A 20,989-nucleotide genomic window follows, 5' to 3' on the forward strand; every position below is an offset into this window, starting at 1 on the left:
TCGGAGGAATCTGGGTGCGTTAGTAGTGGTCACGACAGGAAAGAACGAGGATGGTTTCGTCGGTTACTTTATAGATAAGCCGATGTTCCTGATCAATTCTTCTTGACCAACAACCCTTATAATCATGCTTGAGCGCTTCGGGCTTTCCTGTTCCATCAAACGGTGTTCGCCGAATCTCAGCAAGCAGTTTCACAATTCGGATAAACAGTTTTTTATCGTGCGTAGCCCATTCCGTGAACTCATCGAATGCCTCGTTCTCAAACGTCAGTCGATGCATCGCTCAGGTACTGATTTAGGTTTACTTCTTTTACTGAACCAGCGTCTGCATTCGCCATCCGGCGAATCAGCTTTTCATGTAAAGCTCCGTTTGACCGAATAGCTTCGGTTTCGTCGTCTTCAATCTCAACCGTAACTTTTAGGCGTCGGTCCTGGAACAGCACTTGAATAGCCTTCAAAAAGTTTTCGTTCAGTTCGTCGGGATTCAGATGATAAGTGGCCTCCATACGCTCTTTTCGTTTGAAACAAAGGTAGTCAATAGAGTGCTTGGTTTCACCAACTCACCAGTACTGACAGCCAGGCGCTGCGGCCTATGCCATCCACGCCGGAGCCGTGGGTGCGGTAGGCTTCGTTCGTCAGGTTTTGCAGTTCGGCGCTCAGCGTTACGAACCGCCAGCGGTAGCCACCGTTCAGGTTCAGCACCTGCCAGGCCGGGGTACCCCCTTTCGCAATCCGGTTGTCGTCCTGGTCGCCTTTAGCCAGGCGCGTCTGCGCGCCCGCCAGCAACAGTTCGGCCCGGGCCCACCAGCCCGCCGAGGGTTGGTAGGTTACGCCAGCGCGCCCGTTCAGGGGCGGAATCCGGCGGAAGGGTTCGCCAGCGGTGGTGTTCTGGCCGTAGGTATACGAACCACCCGCATAGGTCAGCCAGCCGGGGGCAACCTCATATTCGGCTTCGGCCTCCAGTCCGCGAATGAACGCCTGTGCGCTGTTCTGTTTTAGATAAACCGGGTAGCCCTGTATGGAATCCCGCCCCGCCCGAACCCGGCTGATGAAGTTGCTCAGCTGGTTGTGGTAGGCCAGCACCGTGGCCGAAAATCGCTCCGTTCTGACCTTGACACCAACTTCTTTGTTCAGCGACCGTTCGGGTTGAAGGCTTGCGTTGGGCACTTCGTACCGGAAGTCGACGATTCCCAGCGTTCCCAGATCGTCGACGTTGGGCGCGCGGAAAGCCGACTGTACCGACGCCACCAGCCGCACCGCTGGTAGAATAGCGAACGACGCCCCCACGTTACCCACCAGGGCCGAAGGCCGGATGGTAGCCTGCAAGCTGCTTTCGGGGGTGGTAATCCGGAACGCGTTGTAACGACCACCCGCCGTCAGAATCAATCTGTTCAGGGTGAACGTGTGGAGCGAGAACAGCGCCAGACTGCTCATCGTGGACCCGTCGGGATAAAGTCCCCGTTTCGGTGCTACGGCTCCGGTGAGCAGATTCACATCGTCGCGACGGCTTCCTACCCGGTCGTAATACCATTCAATGCCGTTTTGCATCTGCCAGAATCTGGCTGGCTCGGCGGTAGCCAGTAGGGTCAGGCCGGTTGTCGTGGTTTCATCGCGCTCGTACACAGCCGGTGCAGCAACCCCCGCCGTGCTGGGGTTCTTCTGACTCTGTCGGCCCTCCGTTTGTCGCTGCCACGACGCCGTCAGTTGCACCGACTTAAGAAGCGGCCGGTTATAAAAGCCCTCCAGCCGGGCGTAGGTCAGTTGACGCCGTTGCGGATTGAACTGGTTGTAAGCAAAATTTTCCAGCCGTACTTTATGGTAGACCGGTACGCTATCCTGCCGTAGATCCTGATACGCCACCGTCGCCACAAACCGATCCGACAGTCGGAAGCGGGCTTTTACGTCACCCGACAGCTGGTTGTAGCCGGTGGGGGTTTCTCGACCCAGCCCCCGCCCTGCCACCAGATCGCCGAATTTCCGGTAGGCCAGTGCGCCCACAACTGCGACGGTGGCCGACGAATACCCCAGTTCGGCCCGGCCGCTGTATTCCATGCCCTGGGTCATGGCTTTACCGAAAGCACTACCCGTAAAGCCAGCCTCGTCGGAAAACTGCGGAGTCCGGGTCAGTACATTAACGACGCCCCCAATAGCATCGGAGCCATACGCGACCGAGCCACTACTCCGCACAACCTCGATCTGACTCACACTCTGCGGGTCAATGGTGTTGAGATACTGATTGGGGCCCGAGCGAAACGTAGCGTTGTTGAGCCGGATACCATCGACCAGCAACAGCGTCTGCTGACCCGTCAACCCGCGTACGAAGGGTGAGCCACCCCCGTGATTCGTCTTTTGCAGAAATACCCCCGTGGCACCGAAAAGTGCTTCAGGAACCGTTCGGGGTGCCCGCTGGCGCAGGTCGCGGGCCGTGATGACCGTAGTGACTTCGGGCCGTAAAAAATCGGGCGATTCTGACCGCTGGCTGGTGGTAACGGTTTGCTGGTTAAGCTGGATAACCGTTGGCTGAAGCTGAATATCCCGCTCGACAGGCGACGACCCGGCCACCTCGACAGCTTGATCGATCAGACGATACCCCACCGAACTTAGCTGCACGGTGTAGGATCCGGCTGGCAAATTACGCAGGACATAATAACCCCGCTGGTCGGTTACCGCCCCGCGGTTTGTGGACAGCAACCGTACCGATACGCCCGGCAGCGGCTGATTGGTACGCGCGTCACGAACAATTCCGGATAGTGATTGCGCCATGCAGAAACTACCAATAAGATAAAAAAGGAAGGTAAAAAGTTTGAATTTCATAACATAGATGGATTTAAACCCTGCCAGTGGGCGTAGCCCCTGGTAGTGGTTGAACGCTTTGACCGCTTTTCAATCACTACCAGGGGCTTTTAACCACTAAGATACTCTTCAACCACTACCAGGGGCTACGCCCACTGGCAGGGTTGTTATTTCTCCCCCTGCTGGCGGTAGTGTTCGGCTCGTTGGTCGGCGCGGTCGTCCATTTCGGGGCCTTTCTGGATTTTGCGCCAGTCGAAGGGTTTGTTGTAGGGTTTCATAGCCTGTTGTGGATCGAAAACGCGGGCGTCGGGCAGCACCGCGTCATACGGCCGGAGATCGGGTTTGTCGGTGAACATATCCTGCAAGAGCGACGCCGTCAGGTCGTACTGGTTCACGTAGTTCACGCCGAGGATGTTGTAGATCACTTTCAGGATGGAGCCGAAGTTGGCGTGGGTGTGCGATACGTAGCCACGCTTTACATACGGCCCGGCCAGCATCAGCAGCGACCGGTGGGCATCGATGTGGTCGACGCCCCCCTGCGGGTCATCTTCGGTAACGATAACGAGCATGTTCTTCCAGTACTTTGTGCGCGACAGGAAGTGCAGCATCCGACCTACAGCCAGGTCGTTGTCGGCCATGTAGGAGTGCAGGTAGGGGTATCCCTCTGTGGGGCGCGGGCCGGAACCGTGGTCGTTGGGCAGCATGACCGTCAGCAATTGCGGCAACGGCTGTTTTCCCTTGATCCAGCGCGCCGTAAACTCCCGCTCAAACTGGTCCATCCGAAACTGGTCGGGGATGTTGGTGTTGTAGCCTGCGAAGTTCCGCGACGTGTGCCGGAAGGCCGCTGCGGGCATGGGAAACACAACCGGGTGCGCCGTCCCGAAGGTAGTGTCGAACTGCTCTTCGTAATTTCCGGCATACTCGTTCACCTGCCCGAAATTATAGAACGACACCTTGCTGCGCTCCAGCGCTTCCCACAGCCCACCAATCTCGTTGTAATCTTCCGGATCGATACCACCCGACGACTTGGGAAACTGCCGACCGGATGCTTTCGAGAACGCATCGAACCGCCCCGCCGAAGCCGCGTTAGCCTCGATCCATTCGTTTGGAATGGTGCCCATCATCCAGTGATGGCCGTGAATACTGGCATCCGAATCGCAGTAGAAATTATCGGAAAACGTGAACTGGCTGGCCAGTCGACTGTGGTTGGGCATGACATCGGCCGCCGTAATCCGAATCGAATCCCCGGCGGTATCTGTTGTCCGGCCGCTGTTACCCCGCGCGGTAGCGATCCGGCTTTTCATGGTAACACCCACGCCAAACCGCGCCAGCGTCGAATCGCCATTGGCCATCTTCAGCTGTCCCAGCACTTCATCATACGTCCGGTTCTCCTTCGTGATGTAGACAATATGTTTAATGGGTGACGTACGCGTTTTGGGCAGAACCGGTAACGGATTCCGACCATTGTCAGCCAGCGCAACGGTCTGGTAGGTATTGGCCAGAACCTGTCGGGTGTAGGTCTGGAGGGGGCCGGGGGTGAGGGCCGTCACAGCCACCGCCTGAAATGTTCCCAATTGAATATCGCCGATATACGTCCCCTGTGGTGGTTTCACAAACGTAGCGCCCCCGTTGGGACCGGCACCGTAGCCCCGTGCCGACGTAATGTATAGCGTAGAACCTTCAGGAGAAAGCGATACGCGGGTGGGTCCCCAGCCGGTTGGGATCAGACCCCTGACCTTGCGGGTCGGCACGTCCACAACGGCTACCGCGTTGAAGGCCAGCAAGGCGACGTAAATCGTTTTTTCGTCTTTGCTGAGCGTCAGCCCAAACGGCATCATACCCCGGTAGCGATCCAGACGCGGGTCTATTTGAAGCGAAATCGTACCGGCCAGTTTACGTAGTTTATGGTCGATGATCGAGATATTGTCGTTGGTCGCGTTCGAGACGTAGGCGTAGCGGCTTCCCACCGCCACCGAGTTCGGCGATGAGCCGCCCACGACTTCGGCCTCTTCGATCATCCGTCCGGCGGCCTGGTCTCCTATTTGTACACCTGTTTTGAGTTTGGTGGTAACCTTATTGGTCGCCAGATCGACCATCCAGACGCTCATAGCCTCATCGACGAGGGGGCTACCTAATCCCGGTATCCGCCGACCTTCCACCTCAACGCCCTCCCGGGATTCTTTGGTGTGGGCACCGTAAGCCGGAAACTTGAGCATCATCGTATCCTTATTGGTAGGCGTCACGCCCGGCACTTTGGGGTAAGCATACAGGCCCACATTGGCAACGAAAGCCGTTTTCCTGTCGGGCGTCAAGGCAAGGCCAAACGGTTGCCGACCCGTTGGTATCGAAGCCGTAATCCGTTTAGTGGCCAGATCGATGCGTACCAGCCGGAAATTACCCCGGTCCAGCACGAGCAACTCATTGCCATTCAGGATCAGATCGGAGGTGAAGCTGTCCACATAGCCGTTCCCGTCGAGGCTGATGCTGTCCAGGACACGAAGCTGCTCCGTATCGAAGATCAGCACCCGGCCTTTGTCGCCGTTGCTGAGGTAGGCCGTCCGGTTGTCGGCACCCATAGCCACGCCCAGAAACGAACCGTCTTTCAGCACGGCGGGGATTCTCCCGGCATAATCGGGAACGCGGGTGGCCTGCATGGTGCGCAGGTCGAGCACGCTCAGCAAGCCATCGTGGAGGGTAACCGCCCGTTGGCCGTTAGGCGAGATCGCCATACCAAACGGGTCGTTGGCAATGCGAATCGTTTTTCCCGCCGGCGTCACGTAGCGTCCACTCGGCAGCACCGACTTCCCGGCTGAGTCGATCCGGCAGAACTCCGCCCGGCCCGGCACCTGCAGGGTGGTGTAGGTCTTCTGCGAAAAGGCGGTCAGGGAAACGAAAAAAAGTGAGCCGAGGAGAACGTGTTTCATGTAGTTGGAGGTAAAATCAGTGTTCCCGTCAGGCTTTATCAATTAGCGACAGGTAGTGGTTCATATCCGGCGTTGGCAGACCGGGAATTTTGGCCTGCTCATCCCACCGGCGCATAAGCAGAATCTCGTTGAAATGAGGATGGACTTCAAACGCAGCAGCTTCGTCGGTGTTCATGGGGCCGCCCTGAAATGCCAGCGTTTTCAAACTCGCTTCCGACAGGTTGGCCAGGTACTCGGGCTGTTTCGAGACCAGGTACCGCTTGGCGTTGACGTGATTTTCGATCAACTGCGCAATCTTCTCCGAAAAGCCCAGTTCCCGTAAATAGTCGGCCCCAAGCTGTTCGTGGTCGACGGTGCCGTAGCCATCCATATAGCCATGGCTGGCCTCGGGTGGCAGCAGGTGGCCGATGTCATGCAAAAAAGCCGCCACGACAGTTTCCCGGTCGGCCCCGGCCTGCTCGGCCAGTTGCGCCGATTGCAGAGCGTGTTCGAGTTGGGTTACCGGCTCACCAAAGTAAGCGTCGTGGCCGCTGTGAGCGAAAAGAGTAGCAATGGTATCCATAGTGTCGGACAGGCTGTCCGGGGAGTTAAGTCAAATCCAGGCCATAGTGTCGGTCCGAGCCTATATGTATTGCAAATACGTCCGTTCAACGGTTCCGTCATCGTATAGGTCCATGAGTGCGTACCCGGCTTTGGTCTGGTGGTAGGTATCATTCGTCCACCAGTTACCGCTAACGGCTCCGTTGCACATATAGGCCACCCCATTGTAATCGACCCGGTCCAGCAGGTGCATATGCCCGCTCAGGGCGGTTTTCACATTCGGATACTGGTAGAACAGCTCGATCAGTTCGGCGGCATCGGTATGGTTCCAGCTACCGGGAATCTGCCAGTTACCGTTCTTTATGTTCGACTTGTCATAAAATACCGTTGCCGACACGATGGGAATGTGTGACATCAGAAGGATCGGGGTTTTGGAATTGGTTTTGGCCAGATCAGCTTTGAGCCAGGCCAGTTGTTCGGGATCGATATGGCCCGTGTACCACTTGTTTTCGGGCGTTAGCTGAACACTGTCGAGGACAATGAAATGCCAGCCGTTCCGGTCGAACGAGCGATACCGTTCGTTGAGTTTCATCTGGTCCAGCGCCCACTTTTTACCGTACTGCGGATCGGTTTTGGCCTGCTCATATCCCCACACGTCATGATTACCGATGCAGTACTCGATGGGCAGCGAATTGTCGGCTTTAACGACGGTATTCCAGGCGTCCCACTGTTTCTGCACCTTGTCGCGGTCCTGTCCCAGCGCGTCCATGATCGTGTCGCCCCCGTGCAGAATGAAAGCGGGTTTGTCGGCCTGGTTTTGCAGGTGATGAAAGCACTTAGCCACGTGCTCCATCGGTTTCGTTTCGGCCGTAATGTGCGTGTCGCCGATGTAGGCAAAGCGGACACTGCGTTTGCGGGCAGCAGCGGGCGCAGCCATACTATCGGCAGCCGCTACGAGCGGTAACAGGCCAGCGCTTTTGAGGAGGGTTCTGCGGTTCATAAGGAGTCGTAGAAGTCGTAAGTCGAAGTAGTCGAAGTAGTCGTAAGGGTCGTAAGGGTCGTAAGGGTCGTAAGTCGTAGAAGTCAAAAGTGGCTGACGCATGACGGCTACTTACGACTATTACGACTTACGACTTCTACGACTTTTGACGACTTCTATTTCAAAATCCACATCGTGGCGTTAATATCGTCATTGGCCCCATACTGACTGGTGATGGCGGCTTTCAGGTTGTCACCGTTGGTTGTCCGCTCACTGGTGGGATACTGCCACCGCTTGGGAATCCGGCCACTGTTGCCGGTGCCGACACCCGTCAGGAATGCAGGGACACCCGTCCGGCGCTGGTTGTAGAAAGCTTCCAGGCCAGAGTTCTGAAAGAAAGCGATGTACTTCTGGGTCAGGATCTGGTTTAGTCCCGTTGCATTGTCGCCAGCATAGTTCACCGATGGCTGAGCAAGATAATCGCTTGTGCTCACTTTTACGACATAGTCGGTGAAGTTGGTAATACCGCCGTCGCGCGAGAACGTAACGGTATTGTCGCCGTCTTTCAACCCGTAGAAGCCCATCGATGCCAGGATACCTTTCCGGTAGTAGTTATCGGCGCTGCCTGCCGACGTCGATGCAGCCGCCCAGCCCCGGTTGATTCCTTCGGCCAGATTGAACATCTGTTCGGGATAGCCGACGATAAAGACGGATTCACCCACGTAGGATGTATAATAATGCTTCCGGTTCTGGAACGAATACTGGCCCTTGAGCACGTTGGTGGCCATATCCTGCTGGTCCTCGCCCGACGACGCCCCGACGAAAGCGGCAAAGTCGGTGGGCCGAAGACCAGCCGCCAGCTTGGCCGAAGCCGGTTCGGCGACTACAAAAACGCGCGGGTCTTTCCGGTCTACCAGCAAATCGATGTAGGTCTTCGCCATGTTTTCGCGGGTGGCGCTCTGCCCGAAATTGTCCTGGTTGCGCGGGTACTTGCTCTGAATCCCGTTATGAACGTATTGCAGATTATCGCTCATACCGGTCAGCAGCGGATATTTGGTTGGATTACCCACCATGTCGGCAAACTTCTGTTTGATGTTTAAATCCGCATCGGCCTCTTTCTTACTCAGACTGATCAGTACCCGCAGGCGATAGGCATTGACGGCTTTCTGCCATTGCCGCAGGTTGTTGTTGTAATAGAAATCACCGCCCAGGGTGTTGTCACCTTTCGTGATGATAGCCGCCATATCGGTGTTGGCTTCGTCGAGCCATTGCAGAATCTGCACATAAACGGCTTTCTGCGTATCATATTTGGGCGTCAGATTAGCCTGATCTTTCAGGGCTTCGGTCATTGGAATATCGCCCACGCGCCGGGTCATATTCTCGAAGAAGTAAGCCCGGAAGAACTTACCCAGTGCCGCGTAGGGGTTCAGGTCGGCGGCTCCCGCCCGTTTGGCTTCGGCTTCCATTCGCAGCACATTTTTCAACGTGAAAAAATTCAGTTTGGTCGTTGTCCAGGTGTACTCGTTCGTAGAGTAGTAGTTGTAATTGCTGGCGTAGAACTGATTGTAACGTTGCTCAGCGCTCCAGGGCGCATAGGTCACCCCTGCGAAACCCTCCGGGCTGTTTTCTGAATCGTACATGTCGTTCAGAATGCCCTTCAGGACCAGCGAGGCCGGAGCATTCACCGCCCGGTTGGGGTCCTTCTCCAGTTCGTCGAACGATTTTTCGCAGGCCGTCAGCGTCAGCATGAGGGCCAGTATGGGTAAAATCCGTTTGTATAGGTTCATGTTGTTTGTAGTTATTGGCGCGTTTCCCGCCCCCGGTCTGCAACCACGGGCTGCTTCGGAAAGACCGGGGGAGGAAAGGCTGGTTAAAATGTCAGATTCAGGTTGAAACCGTACCGGCGGGTGGTTGGTGTTTGCAGATCGGAGCGGCCATTGACCGTAAACTGATCGATATCGATGTCCTTCCGCTCGGCGAAGTACAACAGGTTACGACCCACGAAGGAGATCGATGCCTGCTTGATGCCCAGCCGGCCAACCAGTGTCTGGGGCAGGGTGTAGCCAATGACAACCTCCCGAAGTTTGACGAACGAACGGCTGATGATGTTGCCCCCGTCGAACCCGTATCGCCGGGCGATGTAATCCTGTAAAAACGCTTTCGTCGTGTTAGGAGCAAACTGTAGCTCGGCGTAGTTGGTCACGTTGCCATCGGCGTCGTAGTTGATCTGGGCCCCGTTGCTCACCTGAACGCCCTCGCCCAGATACGACTTGATGCCTTTCGTGTCGTTCAGGCGCGCAACACCCATATCGCCTTCGACCGTATTGATGATGCGGCCCCCGGCATAGGTTTTCTGCTGGACATAATCGGAGATCACTCCGCCCACGCGCCCATCGAACTGGAAGCTGAAAGTGACATTTTTGTAGCTGAACCGGTTGTTCAGCCCCCACACCCAGTCGGGGTTGATATTGCCAACGTACTGGGCCACCGTGGTCTGGAGGGGCCGCCCACCCGCGTCGTTCACGATCTGGCCGTCGGGCGAGCGAACGAACGTTTTGGTGTAATACTTATCGGTGCGGTCGCCAATTTTAAAGAACGTGTTCAGGGCTGTCACCCCCGGATAAAACTCCCGGTAAACCTCCCGGTAAGTCGACCAGTTGGCCAGCACATCCCAGTTGAGGCCATCGGGATTTTGCAGCACCTTACCCGTCAGCGATAGTTCGAACCCTTTTTTCTGGGTTTTGATCCCGTTTACCAGCAGCGACGAATAGCCGGTCGTTTCGGAAATAGGCAGTTGGAAAATCCGGGGACCATCATTACTGATGAAATAAGCCGCATCGAAAGCCAGGCGGTTTCTCAGGAAACGGGCATCCAAACCGACCTCGAACTGCGACGTGCTGTTCGGTTTGATGTTCGGGTTGTTGAGCGCGTTGGTGAAGTAGGCTGTAGACGTGTTGTTGACCGTGTAGGGCGTGCTGTACACCGCCGAGTTCTGATACGTTGGTCCATCGTAGGACGATGAATACTGCTGGCCATAACCGAGCGGGAAGGACGGCACTCCAATGGTCGACTGGGTCAGGCCATCTTTCACGTTGGCATAGGACGCCCGGAGTTTCAGGAACGAAATCGCTTCGGGAACCGGCACATAATCGGACAGTACGGTGCTCAGCGCTACCGATGGATAGAAGAAGGTGTTATTACCCTTCGGCAAGGTCGACAGTTTGTCCATCCGACCCGTTGTCGACAAGGTCACAACATCCTTCAGGGTGAAGTCGGCGGAGTAATACGCCGACAATACCCGCATATCGGCATTGAAGTTAGACGCAATCAGGGGGTTGACCGAGTTCGAGAAGTTATACACGCCCGGCACGTTCAGGTAGTTGGTCGTCGTGTAGTTCGAATTGTAGTTATACACCCGCAGGTTGCCCCCGGCAATGGCGTTCACGCTCAGCAGCGGACTCACCCGCCGATCGAACTTCAGCAGCAGGTCGGTGTTGTTGTCGAGCAGGTTACGCCGGTCTTCGCGGTAATCGCCTTTGGCTTCTTCCCGGCCATAGACCGTTGCCGAATAGGGAAACTTCTCGGTCCGCAGCAAATTCCAGGTCGACACCTGGGTCCGAAGTTGCAGGTCCAGTCCGTCGAGAATCTTGTACTTGAGCGATGTCTGCCCGATAATATCGGTTTTATAATGTCCCCGCAGCCATTCTTTGGTAATAAACCAGGGGTTGTTATACCGCTGGTATTCGGCGTAGATCTGCTGCGTTCCTTCTTTACCGGGCTGCCAGTAGTTCTTCAGCTGGTCGACATCCCAGTCGGCACCACCCCAGATAGCGATGTTGTAGATCATGGAGTTAGGACCATAGTCGACATCGGGAATGTTGGGCGTATACTGGCGGTTGACCTGCACATCGCCCTCGAAACGCAGGCGGCTGGTGAAGTTGTAGCCGGTAGACACTTTGAAGGTCGTGCTGTTGAGCTTGGTATTAGGGACCAGACCGCGCTGGTAGTTGTGCGACAGCGAGAACCGCAGGTCGTATTTCTCGCCCGACGACGATATGGATATGTTGTTGGTAGACAGAATACCGGCTTGCAGAAACCGGCTCAGGTTGTCTTTGCCCCGCGCAACCCAGGGGGTACCGGTCCGTTTGCCCGTTGCTGGATCGACCGGGCTATCGTACTGGGGTATCAACTGTCCCTCAAAGCGGGGTCCCCAGATATCGTAGTCACCGTCGTTCTTGCCGCCCCCTTTACCGTTGACAAATTCATAGACGCCGTGGTCGCCGGGGCCATACTCATCCTGCACCTTCGGAATAGCCAGGAAGCCATTGTCGACCATCTGACTGGTATTGACGTCGACCGAAAACCCCCGCTTATCTTTAGTACCGCGTTTCGTCGTGATCAGGATAGCCCCGTTTTTACCCCGAAAGCCGTACAAAGCCGATGCCGATGCGCCTTTCAGGACCGAATACGTTTCGATGTCGTCGGGGCTGATGTTCCAGGTGTCGGAGTTGATGGGCAACCCGTCGACCACGAACAGCACATCGCTGTTACCCCGCAGAATAACGTTGGGCCGACGCAGTAGTTCGGCCGACGCCCCGATCGTCAGACCGGCGACTTTCCCTACCAGCGAGTTGATCGCGTTTGGTTCGCGGGCCTTGATCAGCTGTGCCCCTTCGACCGACTGAATGGAAACGCCAATGTTCCGAACGTCCTTTTTAATACCGAGGGCCGTGTAAACGAATTCGTTCAGCGTTGTAACCGCTGCTTTCATCGTCACGTCGATTGCCGATCGGTTTCCCACGGCGATTTCCTGCGTTTCGTAGCCGATAAACGAGAAGGTCAGCGTACGGTCAGGGCCGGTAACGTTGAGGGTGTAGCCCCCGTCGGCTTTAGTGGTCGTACCGGTGGTTGTTCCTTTAATGACGATGGATACGCCGGGCAGCGGCTGCTGATCATCGGCCGAGAGCACCCGACCGGTAATCGTCTGTGCCAGTGCCGCTATACCCGGCAGCAGGCACAGGAGAAGCATCACCAGATACCGAGGTAATCTCGATGGCAAGGATGCCCGTGAAGGTAAAGATGTTGATTTCATACATTTCTCAGGTTAGCCAATTAAGCATTTCCTGCAAAAGTATGTGCACACCGTTACGTCAATGTGTGCTGTTTATCAATGAATTATGAATAGATTTTAAAAAAATTCATAAAAGGATAACAGCGAGCCCCTAAACGCCCACGCCCAGCCACTGCCGGATGGTATGCCCGGCGAAGCCCGCACCGGAGCTCATGCCTTTGCCGCCAATGCCGGTCACGATGCGGATATGCTCGTCGATATCGTACTCGAAGATCTCGGCTGGTGTCTGGCTATAGAAGCCCGCCCACGTCTTCCGGATCGTCAACGGAAACGTCACGATCCGCCGGGCTTCGGTCAGCATCAGGTCATTGATAAAATCCTGCGTATGGTAGCCCAGGTCTTCGGCCTGCGTGGCATCGGCATACTCGTGCGAGTCACCCACGATGATCGACCCATCGGTGGCCTGCTTGAAGAGGATATGAATACCCCACTTTTTGAGTTCAGCCAGGTGATCGGGTGTGGTGATCGAAGGATAAGACGGGCACTCCTGAAACGCTTCGTACCGCCGAATCGACAGGCCCGTCAGGATATTCCCCGGCAACGGCAGACCGGCCACCGGTTCGGCCAGCAGCATCTGCAACTTGCTGACGACCAGCCCGGCATCGGCCAGCAGCTCAGGAAACAGCAGCTTCACCTCATGGCCGTTACAGATAAGTACCCGCCCGCCCTGAAAACGCTGTTTGTTGGACAAAGTAACAATGGCACCGGCATAATTTGACTGCACATCGATAACCGCCGAACCAGGTCGGTAGTCGACACCGTATTTATGCTGCACATAGCCAATAAGCCGGTGAATCATCTGCTCCGGCTCCACGCTCATCTCCTCGGGAAAGTATAATCCGCCTACGACATAATCGGCTCTCAGGTGCGGGTATTTGTCGAGGCACTGCGCTTTACTGAGCAATTCGCTCGGGTAATCCAGCCCTACATACCGGTCGTGGAGTTCGTTGGCCAGTTGCCACTCGTCGGCGTCGGACGCTACATAGAGGGTACCGTTCTGCCGCACCGTAATATCGGTTTGCTGCTGGATGTCGCGGTATATAGCCAGGCTCTGCCGGCCATAGTCGAACCACCTTCCGGCCAGACCGGAAGGCACCACCTGCCCGAAATTGCGTACCGTGGCCCCTACCGGATAGCGGTCTTTTTCAAGCAGCAGCACCCGCTGACCCGCTTTGGCCGCATGATAGGCATGAAACGCACCCAGCGCCCCAGCGCCAATAATGATCAAGTCGTACATGGTTTTTTTAGGGAAGGGGTGAGGATAGTCGTAGAAGTCGTAGAAGTCGTAAGTCGTAAGAGTCGTAAGAGTCGTAAGTGGCTGACGCGAAAGCAACAAGCCTGCATCAGCCACTTACGACTTCTACGACTTATGACTTCTACGACTATTATGACTTCTACGACTAATACAACTAGTCCATCACTACCTGTCTGATCAAAGCTGGTAGCTCCCGTAATGAGCCGATGAGCAGATCGTGGGGGTAGGCATCGAGTTGATCGGCGGTATGGGTACCGTTGGTAATACCTATGTTCAGGGCAACCCCGGCCGCCCGACCCGACAACAGATCAGAAGGTGTGTCGCCGATGTTAACGACCGCTTTGGGATTCGTGACGTTCAGCAGCTGCATGGCCCGCTCGATCATCTGCGGGTAGGGTCGGCCGCGCTCCACCTCATCACTGGCAATAGAGACTTGAATGATGCTGGATGGCCCTCCCCTATGCTGCTCGTCGAGATCGGCCAGCCAGCCCAGCTTGTCGAGGATAATATCGGTTACGACGCGGTAAAACCCCGTTGTCAGCGCAACGGCGATACCCCGTTCGCGCAGATACGCCAGTGTTTCCAGGCAGCCTTCGGTCGGTGTGGCACCGTTGGTGAGGTAATGATGTTCGAGGATGTCTTTGAACGCTGCGTAAGAAACATCGACCTGCGACTGAACATCGGGATGGGTGTCGCCCAGTTGCTCTTTCCAGAGTGTTTCGAACACATACCGTTTCGCCAGGCCCTGCATGGCCAGAATTCGCTCGTCGGTAACGGATAGCCCCGTTTGGGTGGCTGCCTCAGCAAAACACCGCTCTACCTCATGGTGGTCGGTCACGGTCGTACCGGCCATATCGAATACCACTAATTCAATGGGTTGCATGATGGGAAGTTCTGGAAAAGTGGGCCGCCGAAGCGGAACGGTAAAACAACGCAAACTTTTACTACAGTCCGTTAAGCAGGTGTTAAGAAAAATTATTCACTCATTCCCTTCCCCCCTCCCGCAGTTTCAGGATCAGTTCTGTTTTCAGTTCGTGTAAGCTCTTTTCCAGGCCGACCGGATACGTGTGTGGGTTGACGAATCGCTTCACGCCGGGATGCAGTCCGGCCAGTTGCTCCTGTACCCGGGCACGGGTGGCATGGATGTCGGGGCAATCATAGACCTGCTCACCTCCGCGAAAAACAGGTACCAGCAAATCCTCGAAGGGTTGATCGGCTTCGAACCGACGGCGTTTGGTGAAGTCGAGCGGGTCGATCATGGTGGTTGTAGCCTCGTTCAGATCATCGGCGCTCCGCTCCTCGTCGAAGATCATGTCGGCCAGGAAGCCCCGCTCATCCCGAAACCGGCGTACCTGCTGGATGCCCGGCGTCGATATTTTGATCGCCTGCTCCGACAGTTTCATCTTGTAATCCCAGCGCACGGCGGTGTGGTTTTCGGCGGGATCACTATCCGGATCGGCATGGTTTGCCTGACGAACGGCCGCCAGCTTATAAACACCGCCCAGCGCAGGCTGGTCGTAAGCTGTCACGAGTTTCGTGCCAACACCCCAAACGGTAATTTTCGCGCCCTGCTGTTTGAGGCTGTTTATAATTATTTCGTCCAGATCATTGCTGGCAACAATAGCGGTATCCGTAAATCCGGCCGCGTCGAGCAGCTTGCGGGCCTCGATGCTCAGGTAGGCCAGATCACCTGAATCGAGCCGGATTCCACTCAATGCGTAGCCCTTTTGCCGAAGTTTATGGCCCGTTTGAATAGCATGTTTGACCCCTTCCAGGGTGTCGTAGGTATCGACCAGCAGGGTTACGTTGTTGGGCATCATCTCGGCATAGGTATCGAAGGCTTCCTGCTCCGTATCAAACGACATCACCCAACTGTGGGCGTGGGTACCGCGAACGGGAATATCGTACAGCTTCCCGGCCAGCACATTCGACGTAGCATCGAAGCCACCAATATAGGCCGCCCGGCTCGCCGTCATGCCCCCGTCGGCACCCTGCGCCCGCCGTAGTCCGAATTCCAGTAAGGTGTCGGTACCGGCCACCAGCCGCAACCGGGCCGCTTTTGTCGTGATCAGCGACTCAAAATTGACGAGGTTCAGCAAGGGCGTTTCCAGCAGCTGACACTGGAGAATAGGCCCCCGCACCCGCAGCAGCGGCTCATTGGGAAAGACGACCGTTCCTTCCGGAATAGCGTCAATATCGCAGCTAAGCTTCAGATTGGCCAGGTAGGTCAGGAACCCCTCTTCAAACAGCGGCTGTCCGTCGCTGCCAGTGAGGCTACGGAGATAGCGCAGGTCTTTCCGGGAGAAGCCAAAATTATTGATATAACCGATCACGTTGGTCAGCCCGCCGGATACGGTGAAGCCCCCGCTAAATGGGTTTTTTCGAAAATACAGGTTAAATACCGCTTCCTTTTCGGCTGCTCCCGAGCGGGTTGAGTCAGAAGATGGCTGCCGGTCATCGGTCATGCCAGCCTTCCAGTAGCCGTAGGCCATCGTGACCTGATAGAGGTCGGTTAACAGACTCAGCGAAGTATCATATAGTTTGTTCGTCATGACAACGAAGGTACAGGCCCGCGACTTTATAGAAAATTTATGTGGCCGAAAACAAATAACAAAGTAAATTGGTCTGATAATTGTGAGGGGCACTTTTATCGACAGCTTGCTCATCGCAGTAATTTGTTGATCCTTAGCCCGTACGCCACCGATAACCGCCATGCAGAAGTTAAGCCTTTCCCAGTCGCTCCAGCAAAAACTGTCTCCTCAACAGATACAGTTCATAAAACTGCTGCAAATTCCGACGGTCGAACTGGATGCACGGATCGAAGAAGAGCTGGAAATAAACCCTGCCCTGGAAGAGGGAGCCGACGACGATCATGAGCAGAAGGAAGACGATTCATTCGACGATGACTATGACGACGACGTCAAAGATCGCAACGAAGACCTCGATATAGACACCTACTTGCAGGGTGAAGATTATGCCGGTTATAAGATGCAGGGCGACGGCAACTACAATGAGGAAGAGCGCGACATGCCGCTGGCTACCAGCTCAAGCCTGGCCGATTCGCTGCTCCAGCAGTTCGGCTATATGCAGCTTACCGAGGAGCAGCGGGTAATTGGATTGCAGCTCATCGGCAGTATCGAAACCGATGGGTATATCCGCCGGTCGATGCAGGCCATTGTCAACGACCTTGCTTTTTCGCAGAACATATTCACCGATACCGACGAGATTGAAGAGGTGCTGCATAAAATACAGTCGTTCGATCCGGCCGGTATTGCCGCCCGCACGCTCCAGGAATGTCTCCTCCTTCAGCTCCACCGCAAAGACCAGACGGAGCCCTACAACGTGCTGGCCATTCGCATCATCGAAGATTTCTTCGACGAGTTCTCCAAGAAACACTACGACAAAATTCAGCGACGGCTCAACATCAGCGACGACTCGCTGAAAAAAGTCGTCGACATCATCATAAAGTTGAACCCTAAACCCGGCTCTGTCGAGGGCGAGTCGAGTACGGCGCAGTACCTCATTCCAGACTTTATCCTGGTCAACGCCAGCGGGAAACTCGAACTGTCGCTCAACTCGAAAAACGCGCCCGAGCTGCGCATCAGCCGTTCGTTTGCCGACATGCTCGATACCTACGACAAGAGCAGCAAGCAGAACAAGACTCTCAAGGAGACAGTCACATTCGTGAAACAGAAACTCGATGCGGCCAAGTGGTTCATCGATGCCATCAAGCAGCGGCAGCAAACACTACTCCGCACCATGAACGCCATCGTGCGTTTCCAGTACGACTTTTTCCTGACCGGCGACGAGTCCCGGCTCCGGCCCATGATCCTGAAAGATATCGCTACGCTGATCGATATGGACGTATCGACAGTATCGCGGGTGGCCAACAGCAAGGCGGTACAGACCGAGTTCGGGATCTATCCGCTCAAGTACTTTTTCTCCGAAGGTATCGCCACCGACTCAGGCGAAGATGTCAGCAGCCGCGAAGTGAAGAACATCCTGCGCGAGATGATCGACAACGAGCCCAAGCTTAACCCCCTCTCCGACGATAAGCTCGAAAAGATCCTCAACGACCGGGGCTATAATATTGCCCGCCGGACGGTGGCCAAGTACCGCGAACAGCTCAACATCCCGGTGGCACGGCTGCGTAAACAATTATAAAAAATGATGCATGATGAACGCTTGATAATGAACGAGGGTGCGCTGTAGTTGGTACCTTTGCCGTGGCATTTCCCGAGTATCGTTCATCATCCATTATTGATCATTGACTACGTCTTTCGCCCGTTTCCTCTCCGTTGCCTTTCACCCGTTGCTGATGCCGACATTCGTGTTTGGCATTTTACTGTTTCAGGTACCCAACGTGCTGGGGGTCGATGTATACGCACCCACCATACGGCTTAGCCTGCTGGTGCTGATTTTTGTCGGTACGTTCGGTGTACCCGCCCTGCTTATCTATTACCTCTACCGGAGCGGACTCGTACAAACCCTGCACCTGACCACCCTCGCCGACCGGCGGCTCCCCTTTTTCCTGACGGCCCTGGTCTATGTGCTGCTAACGTATCTGTTCGCGTTCAGGATGGACCTTATCTCGACCATTGCCCCCGAGATTGGGGTGCTGCTGGGGTCCATAGCCCTGTCTATCCTGCTCGTTGGTATCATCAGCCTATACTGGCAAATCAGCGCCCATAGCGTAGGTATCAGTGGCGTGGTGGGCATTCTTGCGGGTGTCATGCTTAAATTCAGCCTGACCGAACTCTTTGTGCCCCTGCTGCTGAGCGTCCTGCTCACAGGACTGGTGGGCAGTGCCCGGCTCAGGCTCAACGCCCACACCCCCGCCCAGATCGGTGCGGGCGTCGTACTCGGATTAATCGTTAGCTTAGTGGCCGTATTCTGGCTGGTGTAGCCTGGCCGGGCTGAACCACCCCAAACCCTATACTTCATGTACGAAAATATTCTTTACGAGCTGGCCGACGGCATTTGCCGGATCACCCTCAACCGGCCATCGGTTTATAACGCGCTCAGCCCCGGCCTGATCGGCGACATCACCACAGCGGTAGAGGCAGCCGGGGCCGACGACAGCGTGCGCGTCCTGGTCATCACCGGAACAGGCGATCGGGCGTTCTGCTCCGGTGCCGACCTGAAAGAAGGGTTTGCCAATGCCCAGTCGTCGGGCGGCATGAACCTCGGCGAGTCGCTGCGGGCGGGCTACCACCCCATGATCCGCGCCATCCGAAACATCGCCAAACCAGTCATTGGCCGTATCAACGGCGTAGCGGCCGGGGCTGGCTGCTCGCTGGCGCTGGCCTGCGACGTGGTCATCTGCACCGACGACGCTTATTTCAGCCAGATCTTCGTCAACATAGGCCTCATGCCCGACGCCGGCGCTACGTTTTTTCTGCCGCGGCTGGTTGGTCCGCAGCGGGCGTTTGAACTCAGCAGCACCGGCCGACGGGTTTACGGCCCCGAAGCGGCCCGGATCGGCCTGGTAAGCCAGTCGGTCCCGGCGGCTGAGCTGGACGCCACTGTCGACCAGGTTGTCGGGTATTACGCCACTGCGCCGACCCGCGCCATTGGTGCGATGAAAAAAGTTTTGAACGAATCGCTCTCCTCCACCCTCGACCAGCAACTGGAGCAGGAGGCTGAAAATCAGGATGCATTGGGCCGATCGGCGGATGCGGCCGAGGGTATCGGCTCGTTCCTGATGAAGCGCAAAGCAAATTTTTCGGGCAAATAGGTTGACAGACGTCTTTTTTCTCCCTACTTTTGCACTCCCTATCAACGGGAAATACTTCATAGCAATGCATTTGTAGCTCAATTGGATAGAGCACCTCACTACGGATGAGGAGGTTTGGGGTTCGAATCCCTACAAGTGCACTGAGCCTATTAACCGGTTAGCTTTCAAAAGCTAACCGGTTTTTTTAGTTGCGTACAAATGACCTTATCCCCTTCAAGGATCCAGTTTTAGTTCGACATGGCCCCGGTAGCCGTGTCCGGCAATTTGAAACATTTTCCCAGAATGTTGGCAACAACCCTGAATAAGTTACTAAACCGACAGTTGCCAAAGACAGTTATATCCGTGTAAGGGGACTACCTGCATTTATACAACCTCTCAACTTATGAAAAATTTAGCTCGTTTTTCAGCTGTGCTCTATTTCGCAGCCGTATTCTTCGTTGTATTTCACAACTGCGGGTTTCAGCTGCGCGGCTTGCTCGAAGCCCGTTTCCTGGTCATGCTGCTTATGGGTGCCCTTGGCTTTATGGCCATTCTGAAAGTAATTCACGAAGAGCCCGACGAATCGAATTAACTATTTTCGGAGCGAAGCAATGTAAAAGGCAGGTTGTTCCCTAAGATGCCCCTATACGGTCCATTTTTCGCCGGTTGACGTGGCCTTGTCCAGGTTGTGAACCCGTTCGTCAGAAAAGCCAATATTCTACCTAGCGACCTGATTATAAACAAGAAAGCGAGGAAGGCGGTTAGAAACAGCACTACTAAAGTCTACGCTGATGTTCTTAAGAAACTACCCTTCCGGCTACAAAGCCCCGCTCCACAATGTGTTGTTGATAAGCTGCATGGACCTGCGCCTGCTCGATAACATTACCCATTTTATGGAGCACGAAAATCTCATTAACCGCTACGACCAGTACATTATGGCCGGGGCGTCTATTGGTGCATTGGTGGGTTCGGCTGCGCCCGATGATCAACTGAGCCGGATTGCCGACTACCAGTGCTGGTAAACAGGGCTGTTTCAGCACGTAGACCTCGCTATCCAGCTACACCACATCAAAGACATCTATATTCTCGAACATCGAAATTGTGGGGCTTACAAAGCGTTTCTGAAAAATGATCTGGGTGATTACGAAGAGCAGGGCTACCAGAAAGAATTCGACGATCATCAACGGTACGCCAAACAGCTTTCCGATAAGCTGGTCGGGTATCTGAAAAACCGTACAGCCGCCAATCCCAATCCGGTAACACTTAAGAAAGAGCTACCCATCCAGGTTCATGGTTTTATAATGGACATCAAAGGCAATGTGGAGCTGCTGTGCACGACCGCGCCTTTTCCTGAATTAACCGCCTGAACAATTGGGCCCCACGTCCCGATCTGCCGTACTCGGACGGATAAAACCCCGCGGGATGACTCTAAATTATACCCGATCAGGTATAATTTAGAGTCGATCTACTAAAAATATACCCGATCAGGTATAGCGCTTGTTTGGGATTACTGGCAGGACGTGGCGGTTGTAGCCTGGACGGCCACGTCCGGGTAAGAAGAGCCCCGTTTCACTCCCGGACGTAGCCGTCCAGGCTACAACCAGCCCCTTGCTGAATAAAACACGGGCCAACATGAAATCCTAAACAGGTTCAT

17 protein-coding genes and 1 tRNA gene are annotated in these 20,989 nt (G+C 55.3%); 6 read left to right on the forward strand and 12 right to left on the reverse strand.

Annotated features, from left to right (window positions below; genetic code table 11):
- Positions 1-19: 19 nt before the first annotated feature.
- The 11 genes from FH603_RS01765 to FH603_RS01815 all read right to left on the reverse strand — a co-directional run bounded on the left by FH603_RS01765 (position 20) and on the right by FH603_RS01815 (position 16,171).
- Positions 20-277: a Txe/YoeB family addiction module toxin gene (locus FH603_RS01765; RefSeq protein WP_186735448.1), complete on the reverse strand. Its 258-nt coding sequence runs from the start codon at positions 275-277 to the stop codon at positions 20-22.
- Positions 258-503, reverse strand: coding sequence for a hypothetical protein (locus FH603_RS01770; protein WP_186735450.1), 246 nt, complete (start codon positions 501-503; stop codon positions 258-260). The genes FH603_RS01765 and FH603_RS01770 overlap by 20 nt, the downstream gene beginning before the upstream one ends.
- Positions 504-549: 46 nt before the next feature.
- Positions 550-2,811, reverse strand: coding sequence for a TonB-dependent receptor (locus FH603_RS01775; protein WP_186735452.1), 2,262 nt, complete (start codon positions 2,809-2,811; stop codon positions 550-552).
- Between the two features lie 146 nt (positions 2,812-2,957).
- On the reverse strand, positions 2,958-5,714 hold the full coding sequence (locus FH603_RS01780; protein ID WP_186735454.1) for an alkaline phosphatase family protein: 2,757 nt from the start codon (positions 5,712-5,714) through the stop codon (positions 2,958-2,960).
- Positions 5,715-5,742: 28 nt separating this feature from the next.
- A complete protein-coding gene (locus tag FH603_RS01785) occupies positions 5,743-6,276 on the reverse strand; it encodes a phosphonate degradation HD-domain oxygenase (RefSeq protein WP_186735456.1) in 534 nt (177 codons plus the stop codon).
- A 60-nt stretch (positions 6,277-6,336) separates the two neighbouring features.
- Positions 6,337-7,254: a metallophosphoesterase family protein gene (locus FH603_RS01790; protein ID WP_186735458.1), complete on the reverse strand. Its 918-nt coding sequence runs from the start codon at positions 7,252-7,254 to the stop codon at positions 6,337-6,339.
- 155 nt (positions 7,255-7,409) lie between these two features.
- Positions 7,410-9,020, reverse strand: coding sequence for a SusD/RagB family nutrient-binding outer membrane lipoprotein (locus FH603_RS01795; RefSeq protein ID WP_186735460.1), 1,611 nt, complete (start codon positions 9,018-9,020; stop codon positions 7,410-7,412).
- A gap of 83 nt (positions 9,021-9,103) precedes the next feature.
- Positions 9,104-12,325, reverse strand: a complete 3,222-nt coding sequence (locus FH603_RS01800) for a SusC/RagA family TonB-linked outer membrane protein (protein WP_235985433.1) — start codon at positions 12,323-12,325, stop codon at positions 9,104-9,106.
- Positions 12,326-12,455: 130 nt separating this feature from the next.
- Complete coding sequence (locus FH603_RS01805; protein ID WP_186735462.1) at positions 12,456-13,601, reverse strand: TIGR03364 family FAD-dependent oxidoreductase; 1,146 nt, start codon at positions 13,599-13,601, stop codon at positions 12,456-12,458.
- A gap of 172 nt (positions 13,602-13,773) precedes the next feature.
- Complete coding sequence (locus tag FH603_RS01810; RefSeq protein WP_186735464.1) at positions 13,774-14,502, reverse strand: HAD family hydrolase; 729 nt, start codon at positions 14,500-14,502, stop codon at positions 13,774-13,776.
- Between the two features lie 100 nt (positions 14,503-14,602).
- Entirely contained in the window at positions 14,603-16,171 is a 1,569-nt protein-coding gene (locus FH603_RS01815; protein ID WP_186735466.1) for a nicotinate phosphoribosyltransferase, read from the reverse strand.
- Positions 16,172-16,331: 160 nt separating this feature from the next.
- Between FH603_RS01815 and rpoN the strand changes: the two genes are divergently transcribed.
- The 6 genes from rpoN (at position 16,332) to FH603_RS01845 (ending at position 20,357) form a co-directional block, all read left to right on the forward strand.
- Positions 16,332-17,783: an RNA polymerase factor sigma-54 gene (gene rpoN, locus FH603_RS01820; protein WP_186735468.1), complete on the forward strand. Its 1,452-nt coding sequence runs from the start codon at positions 16,332-16,334 to the stop codon at positions 17,781-17,783.
- Between the two features lie 103 nt (positions 17,784-17,886).
- Positions 17,887-18,525, forward strand: coding sequence for a hypothetical protein (locus tag FH603_RS01825; protein ID WP_317171257.1), 639 nt, complete (start codon positions 17,887-17,889; stop codon positions 18,523-18,525).
- A 36-nt stretch (positions 18,526-18,561) separates the two neighbouring features.
- Positions 18,562-19,356, forward strand: a complete 795-nt coding sequence (locus FH603_RS01830) for an enoyl-CoA hydratase/isomerase family protein (RefSeq protein WP_186735470.1) — start codon at positions 18,562-18,564, stop codon at positions 19,354-19,356.
- Between the two features lie 66 nt (positions 19,357-19,422).
- Positions 19,423-19,496 (forward strand) — tRNA-Arg (locus FH603_RS01835).
- A gap of 242 nt (positions 19,497-19,738) precedes the next feature.
- On the forward strand, positions 19,739-19,927 hold the full coding sequence (locus FH603_RS01840) for a hypothetical protein (RefSeq protein ID WP_186735472.1): 189 nt from the start codon (positions 19,739-19,741) through the stop codon (positions 19,925-19,927).
- Between the two features lie 199 nt (positions 19,928-20,126).
- Positions 20,127-20,357 carry a hypothetical protein gene (locus tag FH603_RS01845; RefSeq protein WP_186735474.1) on the forward strand — a complete coding sequence of 77 codons (231 nt, stop codon included), beginning with the start codon at positions 20,127-20,129 and terminating at the stop codon, positions 20,355-20,357.
- Positions 20,358-20,393: 36 nt separating this feature from the next.
- On the opposite strand, the gene FH603_RS28890 is transcribed toward FH603_RS01845, so the two are convergent.
- On the reverse strand, positions 20,394-20,516 hold the full coding sequence (locus FH603_RS28890; protein ID WP_262891277.1) for a hypothetical protein: 123 nt from the start codon (positions 20,514-20,516) through the stop codon (positions 20,394-20,396).
- Positions 20,517-20,989 lie beyond the last annotated feature (473 nt).

This window comes from Spirosoma utsteinense (genome assembly GCF_014282275.1).
In the GTDB taxonomy this organism is placed as follows: Bacteria; Bacteroidota; Bacteroidia; order Cytophagales; family Spirosomataceae; genus Spirosoma; species Spirosoma utsteinense.